The 19,650-nt window shown below is 40.1% G+C and carries 17 protein-coding genes; 9 read left to right on the top strand and 8 right to left on the bottom strand.

What is annotated here, in order from left to right:
- Nucleotides 1-167: 167 nt before the first annotated feature.
- The 6 genes from QJ048_RS06880 to QJ048_RS06905 all read right to left on the bottom strand — a co-directional run bounded on the left by QJ048_RS06880 (nt 168) and on the right by QJ048_RS06905 (nt 5,165).
- Entirely contained in the window at nt 168-842 is a 675-nt protein-coding gene (locus QJ048_RS06880; RefSeq protein ID WP_282333606.1) for a C40 family peptidase, read from the bottom strand.
- A gap of 111 nt (nt 843-953) precedes the next feature.
- Nucleotides 954-1,754: a M90 family metallopeptidase gene (locus tag QJ048_RS06885; protein ID WP_282333607.1), complete on the bottom strand. Its 801-nt coding sequence runs from the start codon at nt 1,752-1,754 to the stop codon at nt 954-956.
- Nucleotides 1,755-1,908: 154 nt separating this feature from the next.
- Nucleotides 1,909-2,751 carry an ion transporter gene (locus QJ048_RS06890; protein WP_282333608.1) on the bottom strand — a complete coding sequence of 281 codons (843 nt, stop codon included), beginning with the start codon at nt 2,749-2,751 and terminating at the stop codon, nt 1,909-1,911.
- Between the two features lie 171 nt (nt 2,752-2,922).
- Nucleotides 2,923-3,519 carry a hypothetical protein gene (locus tag QJ048_RS06895; RefSeq protein ID WP_282333609.1) on the bottom strand — a complete coding sequence of 199 codons (597 nt, stop codon included), beginning with the start codon at nt 3,517-3,519 and terminating at the stop codon, nt 2,923-2,925.
- Between the two features lie 341 nt (nt 3,520-3,860).
- Nucleotides 3,861-4,514, bottom strand: a complete 654-nt coding sequence (locus QJ048_RS06900; protein ID WP_282333610.1) for a hypothetical protein — start codon at nt 4,512-4,514, stop codon at nt 3,861-3,863.
- A 3-nt stretch (nt 4,515-4,517) separates the two neighbouring features.
- Nucleotides 4,518-5,165: a hypothetical protein gene (locus QJ048_RS06905; protein ID WP_282333611.1), complete on the bottom strand. Its 648-nt coding sequence runs from the start codon at nt 5,163-5,165 to the stop codon at nt 4,518-4,520.
- A gap of 356 nt (nt 5,166-5,521) precedes the next feature.
- Between QJ048_RS06905 and dnaE the strand changes: the two genes are divergently transcribed.
- The 5 genes from dnaE (at nt 5,522) to QJ048_RS06930 (ending at nt 12,571) form a co-directional block, all read left to right on the top strand.
- Entirely contained in the window at nt 5,522-9,145 is a 3,624-nt protein-coding gene (gene dnaE, locus QJ048_RS06910) for a DNA polymerase III subunit alpha (protein WP_282333612.1), read from the top strand.
- A 94-nt stretch (nt 9,146-9,239) separates the two neighbouring features.
- Nucleotides 9,240-9,557 (top strand): thioredoxin, encoded by a 318-nt coding sequence (gene trxA / locus QJ048_RS06915; RefSeq protein WP_217792050.1) that lies wholly within the window; start codon nt 9,240-9,242, stop codon nt 9,555-9,557.
- A 282-nt stretch (nt 9,558-9,839) separates the two neighbouring features.
- Nucleotides 9,840-11,210 (top strand): hypothetical protein, encoded by a 1,371-nt coding sequence (locus QJ048_RS06920; RefSeq protein ID WP_282333613.1) that lies wholly within the window; start codon nt 9,840-9,842, stop codon nt 11,208-11,210.
- A 6-nt stretch (nt 11,211-11,216) separates the two neighbouring features.
- Nucleotides 11,217-12,065, top strand: a complete 849-nt coding sequence (locus QJ048_RS06925; protein ID WP_282333614.1) for a DNA adenine methylase — start codon at nt 11,217-11,219, stop codon at nt 12,063-12,065.
- 71 nt (nt 12,066-12,136) lie between these two features.
- Nucleotides 12,137-12,571, top strand: coding sequence for a hypothetical protein (locus tag QJ048_RS06930; protein WP_282333615.1), 435 nt, complete (start codon nt 12,137-12,139; stop codon nt 12,569-12,571).
- Between the two features lie 120 nt (nt 12,572-12,691).
- On the opposite strand, the gene QJ048_RS06935 is transcribed toward QJ048_RS06930, so the two are convergent.
- Entirely contained in the window at nt 12,692-13,006 is a 315-nt protein-coding gene (locus QJ048_RS06935) for an XRE family transcriptional regulator (protein WP_282333616.1), read from the bottom strand.
- 644 nt (nt 13,007-13,650) lie between these two features.
- Here QJ048_RS06935 and QJ048_RS06945 point away from each other — a divergent pair.
- A complete protein-coding gene (locus QJ048_RS06945) occupies nt 13,651-13,965 on the top strand; it encodes a helix-turn-helix domain-containing protein (protein WP_282333617.1) in 315 nt (104 codons plus the stop codon).
- A gap of 187 nt (nt 13,966-14,152) precedes the next feature.
- Here QJ048_RS06945 and QJ048_RS06950 read toward each other — a convergent pair whose 3' ends face one another.
- Complete coding sequence (locus tag QJ048_RS06950; RefSeq protein ID WP_282333618.1) at nt 14,153-15,376, bottom strand: transglutaminase-like domain-containing protein; 1,224 nt, start codon at nt 15,374-15,376, stop codon at nt 14,153-14,155.
- 339 nt (nt 15,377-15,715) lie between these two features.
- Between QJ048_RS06950 and QJ048_RS06955 the strand changes: the two genes are divergently transcribed.
- From QJ048_RS06955 to QJ048_RS06965, 3 genes are all read left to right on the top strand, one after another.
- Nucleotides 15,716-16,489 carry a hypothetical protein gene (locus tag QJ048_RS06955; protein ID WP_282333619.1) on the top strand — a complete coding sequence of 258 codons (774 nt, stop codon included), beginning with the start codon at nt 15,716-15,718 and terminating at the stop codon, nt 16,487-16,489.
- A 706-nt stretch (nt 16,490-17,195) separates the two neighbouring features.
- A complete protein-coding gene (locus QJ048_RS06960; protein WP_282333620.1) occupies nt 17,196-18,302 on the top strand; it encodes an SPFH domain-containing protein in 1,107 nt (368 codons plus the stop codon).
- Between the two features lie 88 nt (nt 18,303-18,390).
- Nucleotides 18,391-19,506: a TFIIB-type zinc ribbon-containing protein gene (locus QJ048_RS06965; protein ID WP_282333621.1), complete on the top strand. Its 1,116-nt coding sequence runs from the start codon at nt 18,391-18,393 to the stop codon at nt 19,504-19,506.
- The last annotated feature ends 144 nt before the right edge of the window (nt 19,507-19,650 follow it).

Here is a 19,650-nt window from a genome sequence, read left to right on the forward strand (position 1 = left end):
CTTACACATGCAAACACCCGAACAGGTATATCAAACAAAAATCCCGGTCACCTGAGGCAACCGGGACAATTTAAAAATCTGTCAACTTATTTTAGGACTATACATTATTAATTCTTAATTATTAATTCTTAATTATTAATTCTTAATTATTAATTCTTAATTATTAATTATTTCTTCGGCCTTCCTCCGCCCATAAACTTCGTCGAATAATAGCCTTCGCCTAAATCGCTGATGACTACTCCTGCATTTACAGAAGCATGAACGAATTTATTGTTGGTCAAATAAACACCAACATGCGAAACGCCGCGTCCGCGTATGTTGAAGAAAACCAGATCGCCTTCTTTTAACTCACTCTTTGAAATCCTTTGACAATTTTGATATTGATCTTTTGAAGTACGGGGAACAGAGATAGCAAAAACATTTGACATCAATGTGCTGGAAAAACCAGAGCAATCAATTCCTTTTCTATCGTTGCCACCGTATTTGTAAGGCGTTCCGTACCAGTCTTCAATAAACTCAAACAAACCGGACTGATTACCGATATACTCAACCGGAATGTCAAGCATGATAGCATACTTGAACAATATCTTGTCCATTTTCTCAATATTCACGGAACCAAGATTGTTCAGTGCACTGCTCTCAGCGGCATATTTAGAGGAATTATCAGCTTTAACACTACCTGTTTTTGTATTGGAACCAGGCGTTACACTTATAGAGTTGATGAACTCTGGAGACGAAGATTTGTTGCCGGTCGTGGTTTTACCAGTTGCTGCTGCATGCTTCGATGTGGTACAGGAAACAAATCCCAAAGACGCAATAATGATTACGAACCAATTCTTCAATGGATAATATATTTTAAAAAAATCAATAGGTTAGCTGGCGCAAAAATAAGGGTAAAAGCTGTAAAAACCACTATTTCAGGCCATTTTAGGCCGAACTAGAAACTCGAATGTCTAGTTTTTCTCTCCCACATCACCATCTTCATCTATATCCTGATGAAAGATCTTTTCCAATAGTTCAAACAATTCCGGGTGTTTCTCTTTAAACAAATGTGGTTGTTGGAAAAAATATTCTGAAGCAACAGCGAAAAACTCTGCTTTATTGGTGGCACCGTAAATATTGATGTCAGAGCGCTTGTTTTTCATCTTGCCTATTTCCTGCGACATAAATTTTAACCAGGGAATAGTATATTGTTTGGTGATTAAAATTTCAGGCACTCCGTCAACTGCGCCGTCCTCTTTATCAAGCAAATGAACAAATTCGTGAATACCGGTATTTTCTTTATCCTTTTCTCTTCTGAAACCTTCGCGTAGTGAAGGAAGCGAAAACACAACGACTTGCTGCATCGCTCCATCACCTACCATTCCCAGCGTTCGCAGCTCACCATCTTGTGTAGAAAAATTTTCGTTGTTAAATGAACCGGGATATAATAAAACATCTTTCACATTGTGATAGCGCCATTCATCAAAACCGAAAATGGGAATAACTGCACTTGCAGCAACCAACATTTTATCTAATTCTGTAACTTCTGTGTTCACGCCATGTATGCGCACATAAGAAAGAAAGTCTTTTACCTTATCTATAAATTTCGCCTGATCCTCTTGTGACAAATTTCTGTAAAACGCCACATGCTTTTCCATCATGTCATCATAGTTCCCGGGCAATGCAACGGGCTTGCGTTTTTTCTCCCGCAGCAAATAGATAACGAGTACTAAAACAAAGACGATGATGTAGATGGCTTGCATTGGCTCCATGGGGACAATTTGAGATTTTGAAAATGTGCTAATTTGAAAATGTTGTTCCAGTGCGAACATACACTTCTTTTTTGCCAGAGCATCAACTACTAGCTATTTTTCACAGCGACTTCGACTTTCAACCCAATTTCCAAATTAGCATATTTTCAAATTTTCAAATTATCTTCTCTCCGCAGCGTTTGCAATACCGTGCATCTCCATCGTGTTCATCGAGGCCGCATTTATTGCAGGATATTTTATTTGCTCCTTTGCCAGCGGCTTTGTCGTTATTTTTATTTTGGATAGCCATTTGAGTGGTAACAATTCCGGTTGGCACGGCAATAATAGCGTAGCCGCATAACATAAGCATTGCTGCAAGCAATTTACCCAAAGGTGTTGCGGGGGAAATATCTCCGTACCCAACAGTAGTAATGGTCACAACGGCCCAGTAAATACTCTGCGGTATACTCACAAAGCCGTTCTCTCCGCCTTCTATCAAATACATTAGTGAGCCTATGATGATGGTAAGGATGACAATGAACAACATGAAAATACTTATCTTTCTTAAACTCGCATAAATTGCACCGATGAGAAAACGTCCTTCATCCATAAAATGCCAGAGCTTGAATATCCGAAAAATGCGCAGCAACCTTAGTGCTCTTACCACCAACAAATATTGCGATCCTGCTACAAAAAAACTAACGTAAGTAGGAAGTATCGCGAGTAAGTCAATGATGCCTATTTTACTAGTGACATATGCCATCGGTTTTCGAATGCAGATTAATCGCAGGATGTATTCAATGGTAAAAAGAATAGTGAAGAACCACTCCAAAATGTAAAGCTCATCTCCGTAGCGTTGATGAATTTTAGCCACGCTGTCCAGCATTACTACAATTACGCTAAGTGTAATCGCAACAAGCAAACACACGTCGAACAGCTTTCCGTAAAAACTATCGGAACGATAGATAACTTTATAGACTTTGTATTTCCAATTCTGCCACCGTGTTGAATCTTTCATAGTGATAAGGTAAAAGTAAAAATTCAAAAGTAAAACATGGCTTCGGAGTAAAGCAAGATTTTATTTACCACTAAGGCACTAAGGACACTGAGCCACACTAAGGAACCTGGGAAGTTATACACTCCTTCTTAGTGGAACTTAGTGTCCTTAGTGGTGAAATTATTGTCACACCTAAAACCGCCAACCCTTGCTCTTTAAGACAGATTTACAATCCGGGCAAAAATCAGTCTCTTCATCGGTGGTGTTGCGGCCCTCGGCGTCGTGCATGAAGCAGTATACCACAGGGCAATGTTTTAAACCTTGTGTGTGGCCGAGTTCATGAATGCACACTTTAAATAATTGCTCCTGCCTTTTTGTTTTAGAAAGCCGGTAAGTGGATGCAACGCAGGCCTTTCCGGGACACAGGCCCAGCCCCATGATGCCCCAGTCCTTCACTTTGTCTTTAGTAGTGCTGATGTCTTTTTCAGTAAGCCCGATGATCACTTCGCCTTCACCGGTGCGGGAAGAAAGAAATGTAAGCAGAGAATCTGCTTTGTAGCGGTTGCGTTTGGCGTAGTATGCCTTTTTTGGTAAAGGCAAAGCCTTGGTGAGTGTAACGTATGGATAGTGTTTTTTTATGCCATTGTAAACATACTGCAGATCTTCTTCCGGGAAATTTCCAAAAGGTTGTATTTGCACAACCAAATTCTCTCCCTTGTCGTTTTGCGTTCTCGCATGACAACAATTAAATATAACTGCAACTATGATGAGCGTTGTAAATAATCGCATAGGGCAAAACATTTAAAAGTCATTTCTACGGATCAGATTTACTTAATCATTGTTGGCTCGCTAAAGGGAGGTTTTTCGAGAAAGATATATGTAAGGAAAAAATGAAAAGCAGGATTGCTTTCCCTAACAAAAATAATCTAAAAATTGTTCTGTTTGTGAGTCGTTTTATTGGACGAAATCATAACAAACAAAGCCGCCTTTTCTTCTGCCTGTCTATGACTTGAATTTAGACAAAAGAGTTTAAAAGAATTGGTAAAATTGTTGGCACACGTGTTGGCACACACCCGCCCGGCTGAAGCCGTTCGGACGGGGATGACACGGATCGGACGGATTTACACAGATTATTTTCGCCCATATATGAATTTTCTTTCTATAGGCTCTATTAACCTTTGTGCCGTTAGATAGATTTTGTAAATGGAAGTGTTTGAATTGTATCTGTAGTTTAAGTTTTCTGCTTCACCGTTAAGGCTCAACTTTTCAACATCATCCGGGTCTACAATTTTTCTTTCACTTTCGTTATTAGTTTCTATTCCAACGTAGTAATAAGTTCTATCGAAGCCATGCAACCAAACATAAGAAGAATCGCCATCGTGTTTCCATTCATAAATGAAGGGATATATTTTTTCCTGCCTGAATTTTTGAAAACTGGCAGAGGCAAAAGACAACAACGAATCACACTCTATTTTTAAAGGATTTAAAGTAGCCACATTTATTTTTTCGCCTTTGTTATCGCTGTAGTAAATACATTTTGTCACCATACCCACACCATGAAGTTTATAAAAAAGGTAACTTCTCCCTGCAACCATAACCTCGCCCAAGCCTGGTATTTTGTATACATTTACTGCAGGAGCACAACAGCCGTCAGTAAATTGTACGATTGTATCTACTCCCTTTTTATGAAGTGATATTATTTCATTCGAAACCATGTCCTCAAGGCTTTGGCTTTTTACTGAAAATGAAATCAGGCACAGCAACAGAATGAATAGTTTTCGCATGGGTTAGTACTTAAGATCGTTTTGAACTGATTGAGTGATTGCTTTAAGTATCGAATACAACCTGTAAGTATAAGTCCGAACGTTGTAAGAGTAATTCAAATTTTCGGGGCCACTATCAGTATAATTGTGCTGACAATCTTCAAAAACAAAGTCTTGTCCTACCTGCTCTTTTCCAATTATCACCCTAAGGTTAATACCTTCTGTATGTGAAGGATAATAAATATCATATACCGTATTTATGCTGTCTGGTTTTTCCGTAATAATGTGCGAACAAATTGGTTGCTCTCTTATTTTGTAAAAATTATCTGCGGCCCATTTCAACATCAATTCCGCATCGACCAACATTGGCTTGGAAATGGCCTGCCGTCCGGGAATACCAACGTAATCTGTATAAGTCATAAACCTTATCACATACCCTTTGCCTTTTGCCTGGTAGAAAACAAATGTATACTGCTGAACTACTATTTTCCCGAGTTGATTTGATTGTTCGATCCAGCCATACATCGGTACAACTCCGGCATATGTAACTATTGTATCAATTCCTTCACTTTGAAGTTTTAGTATCTGATTGTAAGCAACATCCCGGCTAAACTGTGCATGTGCGCATAAACATGATAAACATAAAGCAAGGATAAACACTATCCGGGTCATTGGGTTAAGATTTGATTCGCTATAATAGGCAAATAGTTTTATCGAAACAACCAGGTTGACTGTTAAAATGCATTAGCACACAGATGACACTGATTAGACTGATTTACACAGATTAGCTGGGCTGATAAGAATTCCTACCGCCCAAGTGTGCGACGCAACAAAAGCCCCATCAAAGAAAAAATGCTGACGACCAAAAAAATCCGTGTAAATCCGTCCAATCCGTGTCATCCGTGTGCCAATAAAAATCAGTGTAAATCAGTCCAATCAGCGTCATCTGTGTGCTCCCTAAAAATTTGCACAGAGGTGAACAACTACTCATTTCTGCTTAGCTTCTTATCCGTATTTTTGCCTTTACCATGAAATTTTCTCACTTACATACACATACACAGTTTTCCTTATTGGATGGGGCTTCGCCGATTTCTTCTTTGTTCAAAAAAGCGGCTGATGACGGCATGCCTGCTATTGCTATTACAGACCATGGTAATATGTTTGGCGCATTCGATTTTGTAAACGAAGCGGGCAAACATAAAAATGCAGATGGCTCACTAAAAGTAAAACCAATTGTAGGTTGCGAATTTTATGTGGTAAAGGATCGTCACCAGAAACAATTTTCCAAAGAGCAGAAAGATGATCGCTATCACCAGGTATTGCTGGCAAAAAATACGGTGGGTTACCAAAACCTCGTTAAGCTAACCTCCAAGGGTTACATTGAAGGAATGTACTCCAAATATCCTCGTATTGACAAGGAACTGATCATGCAGCACCACGAAGGATTGATCGCAACGACTTGTTGCATTGGTGCCTACGTTCCGCAAATGATCCTGAGAAAAAGCGAAGAGGAAGCGGAAAAGGAATTCAAATGGTGGCTGGATATTTTTGGTGAAGATTATTTCATCGAGCTACAGCGACACGACATGAAAGAACAGGAACTGATCAACCAAACGCTGATCAAGTTCTCTAAAAAATACAATGTGCCCGTAATTGCTACCAACGATAGCCATTACGTGGACCGCGAAGATTACAACGCCCACGACATTCTACTTTGTATCAACACCGGCGAAAAGCAAAGCACACCCGGTTTTGATGACTTTGTAAACGATGATGCGCAGGTAAAGAACAGACGATTCAAATTTCCCAATGACAAGTTTTATTTTAAAACACAAAAGGAAATGATCGAGCTGTTCCAGGACATCCCGGAAGCGATCGATAATACCAACATGATCGTGGATCGTGTGGATGTATTGAAGCTGAAAAAGGACATCCTGCTTCCCGCCTTCCCTATTCCAAAAGAGTTCCAGGTACACAATGATTCAAACCTGAACCAGTGGGAGTTTTTAAAACACATTACTTATGAAGGCGCAAAAATGCGCTACAACGATATTACGCCGGATATACAGGAACGTATCGACTTCGAATTGTTCACCATTAAAACAATGGGATTCGCCGGTTACTTCCTTATCGTGAGTGACTTTATTAAAGCTGGTCGCGATATGGGCGTATTCATTGGACCGGGTCGTGGTTCTGCGGCGGGAAGCGCCGTAGCCTATTGTATCGGCATCACGAACATTGACCCGATCAAGTACAACCTGCTGTTTGAGCGTTTCCTTAACCCGGATCGTAAGTCGATGCCCGATATCGATACGGACTTTGATGATGATGGTCGCCAGAGGGTTATCGATTACGTGGTGAAAAAATACGGCCAGAACCAGGTAGCGCAAATCGTTACTTATGGTACGATGGCGGCGAAAATGAGTATCAAGGACGTTGCCCGTGCGCTTGACCTTCCATTGCCGGAATCGAATGCATTGGCAAAGCTCGTTCCAGATAAACCCGGCACCGATCTTGGCCGCGTACTTACTGCGCCTATCACTGCAAAAGAGGGCCCGAAATCGCTCGAAGAAAAAGAAGGCTTAAGCCCCGAGGATGTCGAAAACGTAAAACAACTCCGTGCCATTTACAACGGAACCGATTTGCGTGCGCAGGTATTGAAGGAAGCAGAAAGGCTCGAAGGTTCTGTGCGTAACACTGGTATACACGCAGCGGGTATCATCATTGCGCCGGAGGATCTCACAAACATCCTTCCCGTTTGCGCAGCGAAAGATTCTGATTTGTGGGTAACACAATTTGAAGGAAAGATCATTGAAGATGCCGGTGTAATCAAGATGGACTTTTTGGGTTTGAAAACCCTTAGTATTATAAAAACGGCGTTGGATCTGATCAAGCAGAACCACGGTGTAGACATTGTAATAGACGATGTTCCGCTGGATGATATGCCAACTTATGAGCTTTACCAACGCGGCGATACCATTGGTACGTTCCAGTTTGAAAGTCCCGGGATGCAGAAATATCTCCGCGACCTTAAGCCGGATCAGTTCGGCGACTTGATCGCCATGAACGCCTTGTACCGCCCGGGTCCTATCGCTTACATCCCGAACTTTATCGACCGTAAGCACGGACGTGAGGCTATCACTTATGACTTGCCGGACATGGAAGAATACCTGCAGGAAACCTACGGTATCACTGTCTATCAGGAGCAGGTGATGTTGCTGAGTCAGAAACTGGCGGGCTTTACCAAAGGTGACGCTGATGTGCTTCGCAAGGCGATGGGTAAAAAGGATCGTAAAACGCTTGACAAACTGAAACCTCAGTTCGTTGAAAAGGCGAAAGAGAAAGGTCACGATGCACAAAAGCTCGAAAAGATCTGGACCGACTGGGAGGCGTTCGCGCAATACGCGTTCAACAAATCGCACTCTACCTGTTATGCGTTTGTGGCCTATCAAACGGCTTATCTGAAAGCGCATTATCCAAGCGAATATATGGCCGCCGTACTGAACCACGCGGGAGCCATTGAGAAGATCACCTTCTTTATGGAGGAGTGTAAACGCATGGGATTAAAAGTATTGGGACCGGATGTAAACGAATCGAAAAAAGGTTTCGCCGTAAACGCCAAAGGCGAGGTTCGTTTTGGTCTCGGTGGTTTGAAAGGTGTGGGCGAAGCAGCAATCGAAAGCCTTTTGGAAGAAAGAAAAAAGAATGGCCCTTTTTCGTCCATATTTGATTTGATCAAACGTGTAAACCAAAGAACGGTGAACAAAAAATCGCTGGAGAGCCTTGCCTACTCCGGCACTTTTGATTGCTTTACCGATCTGCACCGTGCACAATATTTTCATGTGGGTGACGACAATATGAGCGGCCTTGAGCGGGTTATCAGGTTTGGTAATGCCATGCAATTGCAAACTGCCAATACCACGAATACGCTCTTTGGCGACCTGGGAACTGCGCTGGACGTGCCTACGCCTAAGCTGGCCGTTTGCGAACCATGGGGACTTACGGAAATGCTTGATTATGAAAAAGAAGTAACGGGCATCTTCCTGAGTGGTCACCCGCTGGACAACTTTAAGTTTGAAATGCGCAACTACGGCATCACCCAACTCTCCGATTTTATAGAAGTGAAGGACTTGGCTACGCCAAATACCAGCCGTGTGTTCAGGCTGGCGGGATTGGTGGTGGATGCGCAACACCGCGTTACCAAAACCGGTCGTGAGTTTGGCGTGCTGGCGATAGAGGATTACAGCGGCAAATGCGAGTTCATGTTGTGGAGCAATGATTATGTGCGTTTTAAGAACTTTTTGGAGAAAGGAAAGAACCTTTTCCTCACCGGACAATTCAAGCAGGGCTATAAAGGTTTTGAGTTTAAGATAGACAGCATCGTTCTCTTGGAAAGCATTAAACCGAACCTGACAAAACAACTGGTTCTGGATGTAGAAGCGCGGCATTTGAGCAGGGAAATGATCGATTTCCTGGAAAAAAATGTTAAAAAATATCCCGGCAGATCGAGCATCCGTTTCAACATAGTGGAGCCCAAAAGTCGTTTGAAAATAGGACTTTACACTATGGATGGAGCCTTCCAGATGAATGACGAATTGGCCGGATGGCTGCAACAGCTACCCGAACTGGGTGTGCAGGTTGTGACCAATTAACAGGTGTGGATATGTCAGAATAGCTAGATTGATCGAATGGAGTTATTTTTGCAGACTAGTTTAAACATTACTTAAAATAAAATTAAAGTATACTATGGCAGCAACATTCACAGATGCAAACTTCGAGCAGGAAGTATTGTCTTCAGATAAATTATCAGTAATAGATTTTTGGGCAGAATGGTGTGGACCTTGCCGCGCAATCGGACCAGTTATCGACGAATTGTCTAAAGAATATGATGGAAAGGTAAACATTGGTAAAGTAAACGTTGACCAAAACCCTCAGATCTCTGTAAACTATGGCATCACTTCTATCCCTGCGATCCTTTTCGTAAAAGGTGGTAAAGTGGTTGACAAATTGGTAGGTGCACAACCTAAAGCCAACTTCGTTAAAAAAATCGAAGCTCATATTTAAGAAGACCAAGAGGTTTAATATATACGAAGCCGTTAGATGTTCTAACGGCTTTTTTTATATACAGACTTTATACTATAGTTGGCAAATAATCGATTTATCGTATATCCAACTTTATTTTTTTTTATAACATTTTTGCTTTGATAAAACTTTCGCATATTTTTGAAATAATACCGATTTAGAATATCTTTTAGTGCCTATCATCGAAACTTAACCCCTAACAGTTTTTCGATCTAAATTAATAAACAACCCCCATTGAATGATAACACCTAAAAGCAAAGTCATATGAATGTAACTCACAAAACAATTCCAATAACCAACCTAGCCGTAAGTATTGACAATCCTAGATTCGAAACTACCACTAACCAAAGAGATGCAATCTCTACAATGATAGAAGATCAAGCACCCAAATTACTTAAGCTGGCAAAAGACATAATAGATTTTGGACTCAATCCAGCAAAAAAGATTTGTGTAATTCCTTCTGAAAAACCGTCTGGGCAATTTACTGTGTTAGAAGGAAATCGCAGAATCACCATTCTGAAAATACTAAGTAATACAAATATTGTTGATGGCAAACATGCATCTTTTATAAAAAGTATAAAAAAACTAAGCGAAGCTTTTCAGAAAAATCCAATAAAAAATGTAGAATGTGTCATATTTCCAGACTCCGATAGTGCCTTAAAGTGGATTGAACTTGAGCATACTGGCGAGAATGAGGGAATTGGCGTGGTTTCTTGGGATGCACAGCAAAGAGCTCGCTTTGACAAAAAAGTCAAAGGAACAACTCCTCTAGCACTGCAGGCAATAGAACTAATGCATCGTTCAGAATTCACACCCAAAAAAATAAAAGAGGCGTTGCCAAATCTTACGATTTCAAACTTAGAAAGACTTCTGGGTGATCCAGACGTTAGAGATCTGCTGGGCATAAAGTTACAAGACAAAGTTTTATACTCCGAATTAGAAGAAAAAGAAGTTATGAAAGGACTTGGCAAAATTGCCGATGATTTTCTTTTCAACGATTATACTGTATATAATATTGATAAAAAGAAAGACCGTAAGACTTATTTAGAAAGCTTTACAAAACAAGATATTCCATCAAAAACAAAAAAATCAACGGACGGACCATGGCATCTTATTTCGAAATCTGCACCCAAAGTTGCTGAAGATGAAAAATCAAAAGCAAAAAACAAAAAAAGCGCACCCTTACCTTATGACAGAAAAACACTAATTCCACGTGATTGTGTAATGACGATAAACGACAACCGCTTAAACTCCATCTATAGAGAGCTTAAAAATTTGGAAGTCGATGAGTTTGTTAACGCCACAGCAGTCTTATTTAGAGTATTTATTGAATTGAGCGTTGATCATTTGATCGCAACAAAAAAAGGCAAGGTGTTTCAGGGCATAAAAAAAATGACTCCCCTTAAAGAAAAAGTAGAAAAATCAATCAAATATTTTGAAGACAGCCATTTAATTGAAGATGACAAATTGAAAGCAATTAATGTTGCAATTCAGAATAATCACAGCATTTTTTCAATCGACACTTTTAATGCTTACATACACAATCGACATATTAGTCCCATCGCAAAAGATCTCAAAGTAACATGGGACAACATTCAAGTATTCGTAGAAAAAATTTGGGAAATTTCTAATTAGATTTAAATGGAATTTTATTCACCCTTAAGATATCCGGGAGGCAAAGGAAAGATTTCGAATTTTATCAAATTAATTTTTGAAAAAAACTTACTTGTAGACGGCTACTATGTTGAACCATATGCTGGCGGGGCATCTGTAGCGCTTTCGTTATTGTTTGATGAATATGCCTCAAACATCATTATTAACGATATAGATCGCTCTGTTTTTGCCTTTTGGTATTCCGTATTAAATAACACTGAAGAATTTTGCGACTTAATATTGAAGACCAACATTACTACTAAGGTTTGGAAGCGACAAAAAGAAATACAAAAACAAAAAGATTCAACTAATCTATTGGAATTGGGATTTTCGACTTTCTTTTTGAATAGAACGAATCGCTCTGGTATAATCAAAGCAGGGGTTATTGGCGGAAATGCTCAAGATGGCAATTACAAAATTGATGCACGGTTTAACAAAGAAGAATTAATCCGAAGAATAAGACGAATAGCGGCTTACAAAGAGCGGATAGAACTCTTCAATTTGGACGCGATAGAGTTAATTACAACAATTTCAAACTATCTTCCTGAAAAGACTCTCATATATTTCGACCCGCCGTATTATGTCAAGGGTAAGGATTTATATGTAAATCATTACAAGCACGAAGATCATGTTCTAGTTTCAGAAATGGTTAATGGAATCACGGAACACAAATGGATTGTTTCCTATGATAACGCACCGGAAATAAATAAAATTTATAAGAGAAATAAAAAATTTGAATACACCTTGAATTATAGCGCAGTAAATGCCACAAGTGGAACAGAGGTTATGGTGCATCATAATGATCTATATATACCAAGTTTCAATCCTATATTTTAATGCAAAATAAGAAACCAATAAATTGCTGCACTTTTTCTTATCTAATAAATATTTAAACCAAAAAGATTCCAATGAAAGTAATTTTGTCTGGCGCTATCGCAAACTTTAGCGGATTAACAAACGAACAGTTTCTCAAATATTTACAAGAAAAAGATAATTCGATTGAATATTATCGTTTGCAACCCCAAAGCGGCGGAATATATTCGGCGTCACTAGATTGGAAAGCAATTGGCAAAGTTAGTGCAATACTAGGCATTGCATCGTTTCTATGGCAAGCTTACTCGGAACTTATAGCGCCGCACAAACTGCCTTCTTCAAATAGCGGAATTGTAATTTTTATTGAAAATGCAGGTCATCATAATCAATTTTGGATTGGACAAGATACAACATCCGAACAGGAACTGAAAGCTAAACTGGAAAAAGCCATAAGCGAAATTGATACTGCTCAAAATGATATTCAACAAAAAATCATAAAAGAATCAAGTCATTGGAAGCAAATCAAATAGTTAAATAAGTCGAACCAAGCATACTACAACCTTTTTAGTTGCGATATACTTGGTTCGACTTATTGACTACTTCAAATTATCTTTTAGGATATTTGTATTATTCATCAACAGAGATATAACCTACCTCTTCTCCAACAACTCCTTCAACATCTCCAACTTCTCCCTCTCACTTTTTACTAAAGCCTCATACAACTCAACTATTTTATCAATCGCATTAAAGGTGGGAAAATAGTTTACAGTATTGATAGTTGAACTGTCATTGCTGGTGAATGTATTTGAGATAACATTTATTCCAGCGTCTTCGTCAAACTCCTTAAACAACTCCACCGGCACGCTAAGAATCTTTGCGATTTGCTCCAGCAATGCATCGTCAATTTCTTCTTTTTGTTCGAGCAAAGAGATTCTGCGTTGTGTCCAGTCTTCACCAAGTTCCATAGCTAAAGCTTCCTGTTTAACTCGTTTAAATTCTCTAAAGCGTTTAACGTTTCTTCCGTGGTGAATGGTTTTTCCTAAATAATTGTTTAAGTACAAACACAAATATAATAAAATCGGGTAGCTACTGTAGCACGATAATTTTTTGCGTAAAAAAGAACATTTTACGCAAAAAGAAAAGTCCTTTCTGGAAACAACTTACTGTTATTGAATCATAGCTTGGTGTGATTTCGAGACTATCTATAACAAAACAAAAGTTTCATTAAAAGGAAACTTTTATTACCTTCGACAAGTCAAATTAAATGGACAATAATTTTGAAATTGTTTTTTTGGCGGAAGCCTATGAGTTTTTAAAGTCGCTTGATATAAAACATTCCAGTAAGATACTTTACAACATCAGAAAAGCTCAACAAAAAAACGACCCAGATCTGTCAAAAAATTAACAGATGATATTTGGGAGTTTAGGACATTATATCAAGGACTTCAATATAGACTGCTGGCATTTTGGGATAAAACAGATATGTCAATACACTTGTTATATCGACACATGGATTTATCAAGAAACAGAGTAAAGTGCCAGAGAATGAAATCTCAAAAACGGAAATGCAGCGAAAAAAATATTTTCGGGACAAAATAAAAACTAAGAAATGAAAACATACACACTAGATGAAGTCACAGACAAAATCGTTGGCAAAAGAGGAACTCCATCAAGGGACAAGTTTGAATATGAACTTCAAATGGATTTAATTGGAAAAGCAATTAAAGAAAGCCGGCAGGAACGCAAATTAACACAAGAACAACTTGGACAATTAGTTGGGGTTCAAAAAGCCCAAATTTCAAGGCTCGAAAGTAACGCGAGCAATGTGACCATCGACACATTGATGAAAGTTTTTGCTGCATTGAAAGCAAAAGTGAAACTTCAAATTGAGCTACCCAATGCAAAATTTAATTTGGCAAGGTAAAACTCTATTTAGTAGTTATTTTGCAATCGCAAGTGTTTCGCAGTCGCTATTGCTGACATTGCAGCGATAATAACGTACGAAAGCGCACCAACAAATGGTTGCAGTACCCAATGGCTGTTGGCGAGCCTGTTACAATGCCACGCTTCACACCAACAGCGGCGCTCTAAGCCTTTGGTTGATTAATTCTCTACAACTTCTTTTCCGCAACCTGTTGCTTCTCCACATACAATCTTTGCGTCATTTCGCCGTCTGCTGTTGTTTGTATTTCTGTGGAAATTGTTTTGTCCAGCGCTGCGAATTCCAACGTGTATCTGCTGTTCTTTTTTACCTTGAATACAAGAAACTTGTTCATGTCGTCTGTAGGTGAAGGCGAAAAACCAAAGTCAGTTTGTTTGCCATCCTTAAGAAGTGTAATCCTGGAATGAATCCTGTTGTTGCCGTCAGGTGTGCATGATTCATCTTTAAACAGCACCACATTTAAAATCATTTCATCTCCGGGAAGTTGTTGCTGGCGAAGTTGTTCGTTGTAAATATCAATATATCTTTTGGTAACATTATATCCGTGAATATTTCTCTGCGTACTATCCCATATAAGAGGAAAATATGTTTGTGTGGGTTTAAATGAACTGGCATAAATGCTGTACTCGGGCCGTGCGGGATCGGCTTTTCCGGCATCGGCAACAAACCAGCTTTTATTCAATGCGTCGGGATAGTATTCTGTAAAATACCATTTGCCATCAATTAAAACTTCCACCCAATTATGGTTTCCTTTTTTGGTGGTCCAGTTCGGAATGCCTGCCAGCCTCGACGGAATGCCAACTGCCCTGAACGCATCCACCAAAAGAATCGACAACCCAGTACAGGTAGCCATTCCCTGTTCAATGGATTCATAAGGGCTTTGGTTAACTTTTTTTCGTTTGGTATTATAATCTGTCTTTAACAGCTTAGCAATTTTTCTGTTTACTGAATCAATGGCCGCATAGATATCAGTACAATTTGTTACCAGCGGAGTAAAGCGGTTGTAAAAATCCTGTCGCCAGTTATCGCGGTGTTCATCCAACACAGCGTATGGAAGCACTTCGTTAAAGAAAACGGAATCGGGCAAGGATTTGCACCAGGCAAAATTTTCACGTGCCTTATAAGCCTGACTCACATTGTCAAGCAAAAAATTGGCAGTCAACGTTTCTCTATCGGTCTGCGGCATATAGGTTATTAAAAATGCCATGGCACGCAATTCTTTTGCAGGAGCGGCTTTCAGCGCTTTTGACAGTTCCGTTTTGTTTTTACCGGCATTGTTCAATGCCTGATCCAAAAGCGTACGTTCTGTTTTACTCAGCCTATCCTGTGCGGCCGCGTTGTACAAAACAAATAATGGCAAGGCAAGCGATAAAAGCAACCTAAAAAACTTCATACTTTTTTATTTTAACCGGGAAGTTCCCCGGAGTTTGATGAGGCAAACATAGGAATTGAATTTGACAATCCGGATGGCTAAAACAGTCTAAAATGGTACAGGATACGGCTCATAGTTTTTCTCAAAGAATGCCGTGGTTCGTGTCCCCACGAACCACAATGGCGCCTTGTTATGGTTCGTGGGGACACGAACCACGGCATCTGGCTGTGTTCACACCAACCGCGGCGTTAAAACTGCTTACACTCATCATAGCGCCAACAGCTGATAATTATTATTTAACTCCAACCTGTTTTTCATTTCGAATATATTTGAGTTCGCTCCGGCTTAAACAATTATTCTATGGACAAAAAAGCAAAAGACATTTTATTCAAAACCTATTGGTCCTCCCAGGGCTGGAAAGGCAGCTACCAAACCGATCCTGCTGATTTTGCTTATGCAAAATCTATGGGCGTTATGTTTGACAAGTTGTCCATTAGCAAGCAGGAGTTGCTTGACAAGCTTAAAGAACTTTTACGTACAATTTCAAAGGAAGATGTTGCCAATGCTTTTTTAAGCAGCTTAACAAACAAGCGACTTGAATTGCGTTCTGCATTCGCCAGTTGGGTCAACGCATCAAAAATCATCCAAACAGAAACCGTTGATGGTTGGCTTCTGCGGGAAAAATATGTCGACGAAGATTTAAACGTGATGAATTCCGAGCGATTGAAATGGGGCGGCGTAAGACATAGCCATGCCATCTACAATTACCTTGACCTCACTCTTTTTTCAAAGCTCTCCATCGATAAACCAAGCGACGAAGACATAGCGATATTTTGCAGCATTCTCGAAGCCATCAATCAATCGGCTGTGGGTGAAACGCCAAGTAAGCTTCGGGACAGATTAAAAGATGTTTACAAATCATCAAAAGAAGAAAGAAGCAATCTGCTGGAAATTCTTGGTTGTTGCCACATCCTACAACCCGGCAGCTACAAGAGGTCCACAAGCTTTAAGAGCGATTGGCAATTTGTTGAATACTGGCGCGGCGAAGACAAGTTCGACGCAAATGCTGTCTTTCATTATTTTCAACGCTCCTTTGATACACCTAGCAATAAGATGACTGTTGTCAAAATTTAGATCTTCATAAGATGCGCCCAGATGTACTAAGGTGACCAACAAACTTGCGTCAGTAACCGGAGATTATTAACTTAATAAAATGAACCGGAAATTTTTGATTTATAATCTTAGCGCTTTCTTCCTTTCTGCGATAATCTCGTTGGTGGTTTACTGGAAAAATCTATTTGTAACTGTCGACTTTAAAGTTATACTCACCTTATTTAGTTTCTTTATCGTGCTTTCTAATGTAAGCTGTTTAATATCATCGTTCATATCTAAATCCAAATGGAGCGTTGATCTTATTGTAAGTGCAGTTCTTTATGTTATCGCTTTTTATTGTTTAGGCAGCTTTATTAAAACCTCGGAAGAGGGCCTCAATGTTCTCCTTGCTTTTATCGGGTTTTGCCTGAGCATTCTTTTTTTCATCATTCTACTTGTAGTGAAACGGATTTTGCCCAAATGAGTAATCAACTCTCACTTCGGCTAGCAGGTCTTTCAATGTGGATAATAAAAAACGCTTTCTACGGCTTTTCAATTACGACTCTACACTTGTATATTTTTCAAATTATGCAAACAGGAATTGCCTGACAAGCTTAAAGAACTTTACGTGCAATTTCAAAAGAAATCTCCTTTCATCAAAAAAAAGCTAAATCCCGCAACTGAATAACCACAGTTTAATATATTGCATCGAACAAACAACCTCTTATCTTAACAAAAAAAACTTCCTATGGGACTTTTCGATAAACTCAGGAACGAATTTGTAGATATAATCGAATGGGTGGATAGCACCCAGGACTCGATCGTGTGGAAATTTCCCCGCTATCAGAATGAAATAAAAATGAATTCAAAGCTTACTGTGAGAGAATCGCAGGTAGCAGTGTTTATGAACGAAGGAAAAGTGGCCGATATTTTTCCGCCCGGTATGTATTCACTAACAACGCAAAACATGCCTATTCTATCCACTTTGAAAGGTTGGGTCTATGGCTTTAACAGCCCGTTTAAAGCAGATGTCTATTTTGTAAGCATGAGGCAATTCATTAACCAGAAATGGGGAACAATGAACCCCGTGATGATGCGTGATGCAGAGTTTGGCCCCGTTCGTTTAAGGGCATTTGGCAGCTTTGCTTTCAGGGTGAAAGATGCGGGTGTTTTCTTGAAAGAAGTGTCCGCAACAAATCCGGATTTTAGTGCTGAGAACATTTCTACACAATTGCGCAATCTTGCCGTGTCGCGAGGCATGGAAGCTATTGCTGAAGCTAAAATTCCAGTATTGGATATTGCTTCACAATACGAGGAAGTATCAGGAATTATCACCGGAAAAATAAAATCAGAGTTTGAAGAACTGGGATTGGAGCTGACAAAATTTTTAATTGAAAATGTTTCTCTTCCACCTGAGGTAGAAGCCGCGCTGGATAAAAGAAGCAGCATCGGCATTGTTGGTAACTTAAATGCATACACGCAATTCCAGGTGGCGAATTCTTTGGAAAAATCTGCTGAAAATCCTGGTGGCGGTGGAACAGTTGGCGCCGGTGTTGGTGCTGGCATCGGTTTAGGTATTGCAGGACAAATCGCGGGTATGTTTCAAAACAACCAGGCAGCGAATGGCAGCAATACGCCTCCCCCTTTACAAACGGAAGCAGAATTTTTCGTCGCGATTGATGGCAAACAGGCCGGCCCGTTTAATCAACAGCAGCTAACACAGTTGGCGTCTAACAATACATTGCAGGCGCAAACACTTGTATGGAAAAAAGGCATGAACGGATGGGCCGCTGCAAATACCCTCCCGGAGTTAGCCGCAATAATAAATAGTGCGCCGCCTCCTTTACCCATGTAATAAAAATGTTCCCACAGAGCTATCGATCTCTATCAAAAAATAGTGACCGATAGCGTTTTGAACCACCCACCCCCAAATACCGGACACTATGTTGGAAGAGAACAATACTGCTGAAATACATGGCAATACTTTCAAGTGCGAGAACTGTGGCGCTGTAATGCATTTTGCACCTGGAACTCATTCCCTGAAATGTGATTTCTGTGAAACAGTGAATGAAATTCCGGATACACATCAGCCCGTACATGCCTACGACTACAACACTTTTATCAACGATAATGCAAGCGTTGTTACAAATGTTATAACGGTTACGAAATGTAATAGCTGCGGCGCCGTCACTACTTTGGATGACAAAACCGTGGCAGGGAATTGCACGTTCTGTGGCAGCCCGTTGCTAACGATCAATCAGCAGCAGCAAGAAGTTGTGAAGCCACATTATGTGCTGCCGTTTTTTGTAAACGACCAGCAGGCTAAAAAGAATTTTGGCGCATGGATGAAAAAATTATGGTTTGCCCCATCAGATCTGCAGCGTGTGGTGGAGCAAAGAACAGCCGGGGCACTGCGCGGCATTTACATACCTTATTGGGTGTATGATACAGATACAGAAACGGAGTACACCGGCAGAAGAGGCGAATACTACTACACCACAGAAACATATACGGAAACAGTCAATGGCAAATCGGAAACAAGAACACGCCAGGTAAGACATACCGCATGGTACCCCGCAAGTGGCGAAGTGGATTGTCCCTTCAGCGACCTCTTAATATCGGCCAGCACATCTTTGCCGCAAAAAATAGCGGATAAACTGGAACCATGGGAATTGTCTGAATTGGTAGCTTACGATGAACGTTATTTAAGCGGTTTCCGTGCAGAGCTGTACCAGGTAACAGCACAAAGCGGATTTGACGTAGCTAAACAACAAATGGTCGGCACCATTGAAGATACGATTCGCAGAGATATTGGCGGAGATGAACAGCAAATTTCAGACTATGATACACAGTATTATAACACTATGCTGAAGTATGTGTTATTGCCTGTATGGATGTGCGCCTACAATTACAAAAATAAACTTTATCATTTTACTGTAAACGCCTGCACTGGTGAAGTGGTGGGGGAAAGACCATACAGCGCACTCAAAATCGTGATGCTTGTATTGGCTATTATTGCGCTTGGCATTGCAATTTATGTAATGGCGCGACAGCGATAAAACACCTTTTTTTGCACACGGATGACACAGATTAGTCTGATTTACACTGACCTTTTTTAATAACTGAATAACTGAGTAACTGAATGGTCGCAAAATCGAATGCGCAATGATTTTTTTTCTCGCCGCTGTTCGAAAAAATCAGTG

The organism is Pinibacter soli (genome assembly GCF_029961145.1).
Classification (GTDB): domain Bacteria; phylum Bacteroidota; class Bacteroidia; order Chitinophagales; family Chitinophagaceae; genus Pinibacter; species Pinibacter soli.

Coding starts and splice junctions, on each gene's coding strand:
- QJ048_RS06950 (WP_282333618.1), bottom strand. CDS start 15,376: ATGAAGTTTTTTAGGTTGCTTTTATCGCTTGCCTTGCCATTATTTGTT.
- QJ048_RS06955 (WP_282333619.1), top strand. CDS start 15,716: ATGGACAAAAAAGCAAAAGACATTTTATTCAAAACCTATTGGTCCTCC.
- QJ048_RS06920 (WP_282333613.1), top strand. CDS start 9,840: ATGAATGTAACTCACAAAACAATTCCAATAACCAACCTAGCCGTAAGT.
- QJ048_RS06925 (WP_282333614.1), top strand. CDS start 11,217: ATGGAATTTTATTCACCCTTAAGATATCCGGGAGGCAAAGGAAAGATT.
- QJ048_RS06930 (WP_282333615.1), top strand. CDS start 12,137: ATGAAAGTAATTTTGTCTGGCGCTATCGCAAACTTTAGCGGATTAACA.
- QJ048_RS06900 (WP_282333610.1), bottom strand. CDS start 4,514: ATGCGAAAACTATTCATTCTGTTGCTGTGCCTGATTTCATTTTCAGTA.
- QJ048_RS06885 (WP_282333607.1), bottom strand. CDS start 1,754: ATGGAGCCAATGCAAGCCATCTACATCATCGTCTTTGTTTTAGTACTC.
- QJ048_RS06895 (WP_282333609.1), bottom strand. CDS start 3,519: ATGCGATTATTTACAACGCTCATCATAGTTGCAGTTATATTTAATTGT.
- trxA (WP_217792050.1), top strand. CDS start 9,240: ATGGCAGCAACATTCACAGATGCAAACTTCGAGCAGGAAGTATTGTCT.
- dnaE (WP_282333612.1), top strand. CDS start 5,522: ATGAAATTTTCTCACTTACATACACATACACAGTTTTCCTTATTGGAT.
- QJ048_RS06945 (WP_282333617.1), top strand. CDS start 13,651: ATGAAAACATACACACTAGATGAAGTCACAGACAAAATCGTTGGCAAA.
- QJ048_RS06905 (WP_282333611.1), bottom strand. CDS start 5,165: ATGACCCGGATAGTGTTTATCCTTGCTTTATGTTTATCATGTTTATGC.
- QJ048_RS06960 (WP_282333620.1), top strand. CDS start 17,196: ATGGGACTTTTCGATAAACTCAGGAACGAATTTGTAGATATAATCGAA.
- QJ048_RS06935 (WP_282333616.1), bottom strand. CDS start 13,006: ATGGAACTTGGTGAAGACTGGACACAACGCAGAATCTCTTTGCTCGAA.
- QJ048_RS06890 (WP_282333608.1), bottom strand. CDS start 2,751: ATGAAAGATTCAACACGGTGGCAGAATTGGAAATACAAAGTCTATAAA.
- QJ048_RS06965 (WP_282333621.1), top strand. CDS start 18,391: ATGTTGGAAGAGAACAATACTGCTGAAATACATGGCAATACTTTCAAG.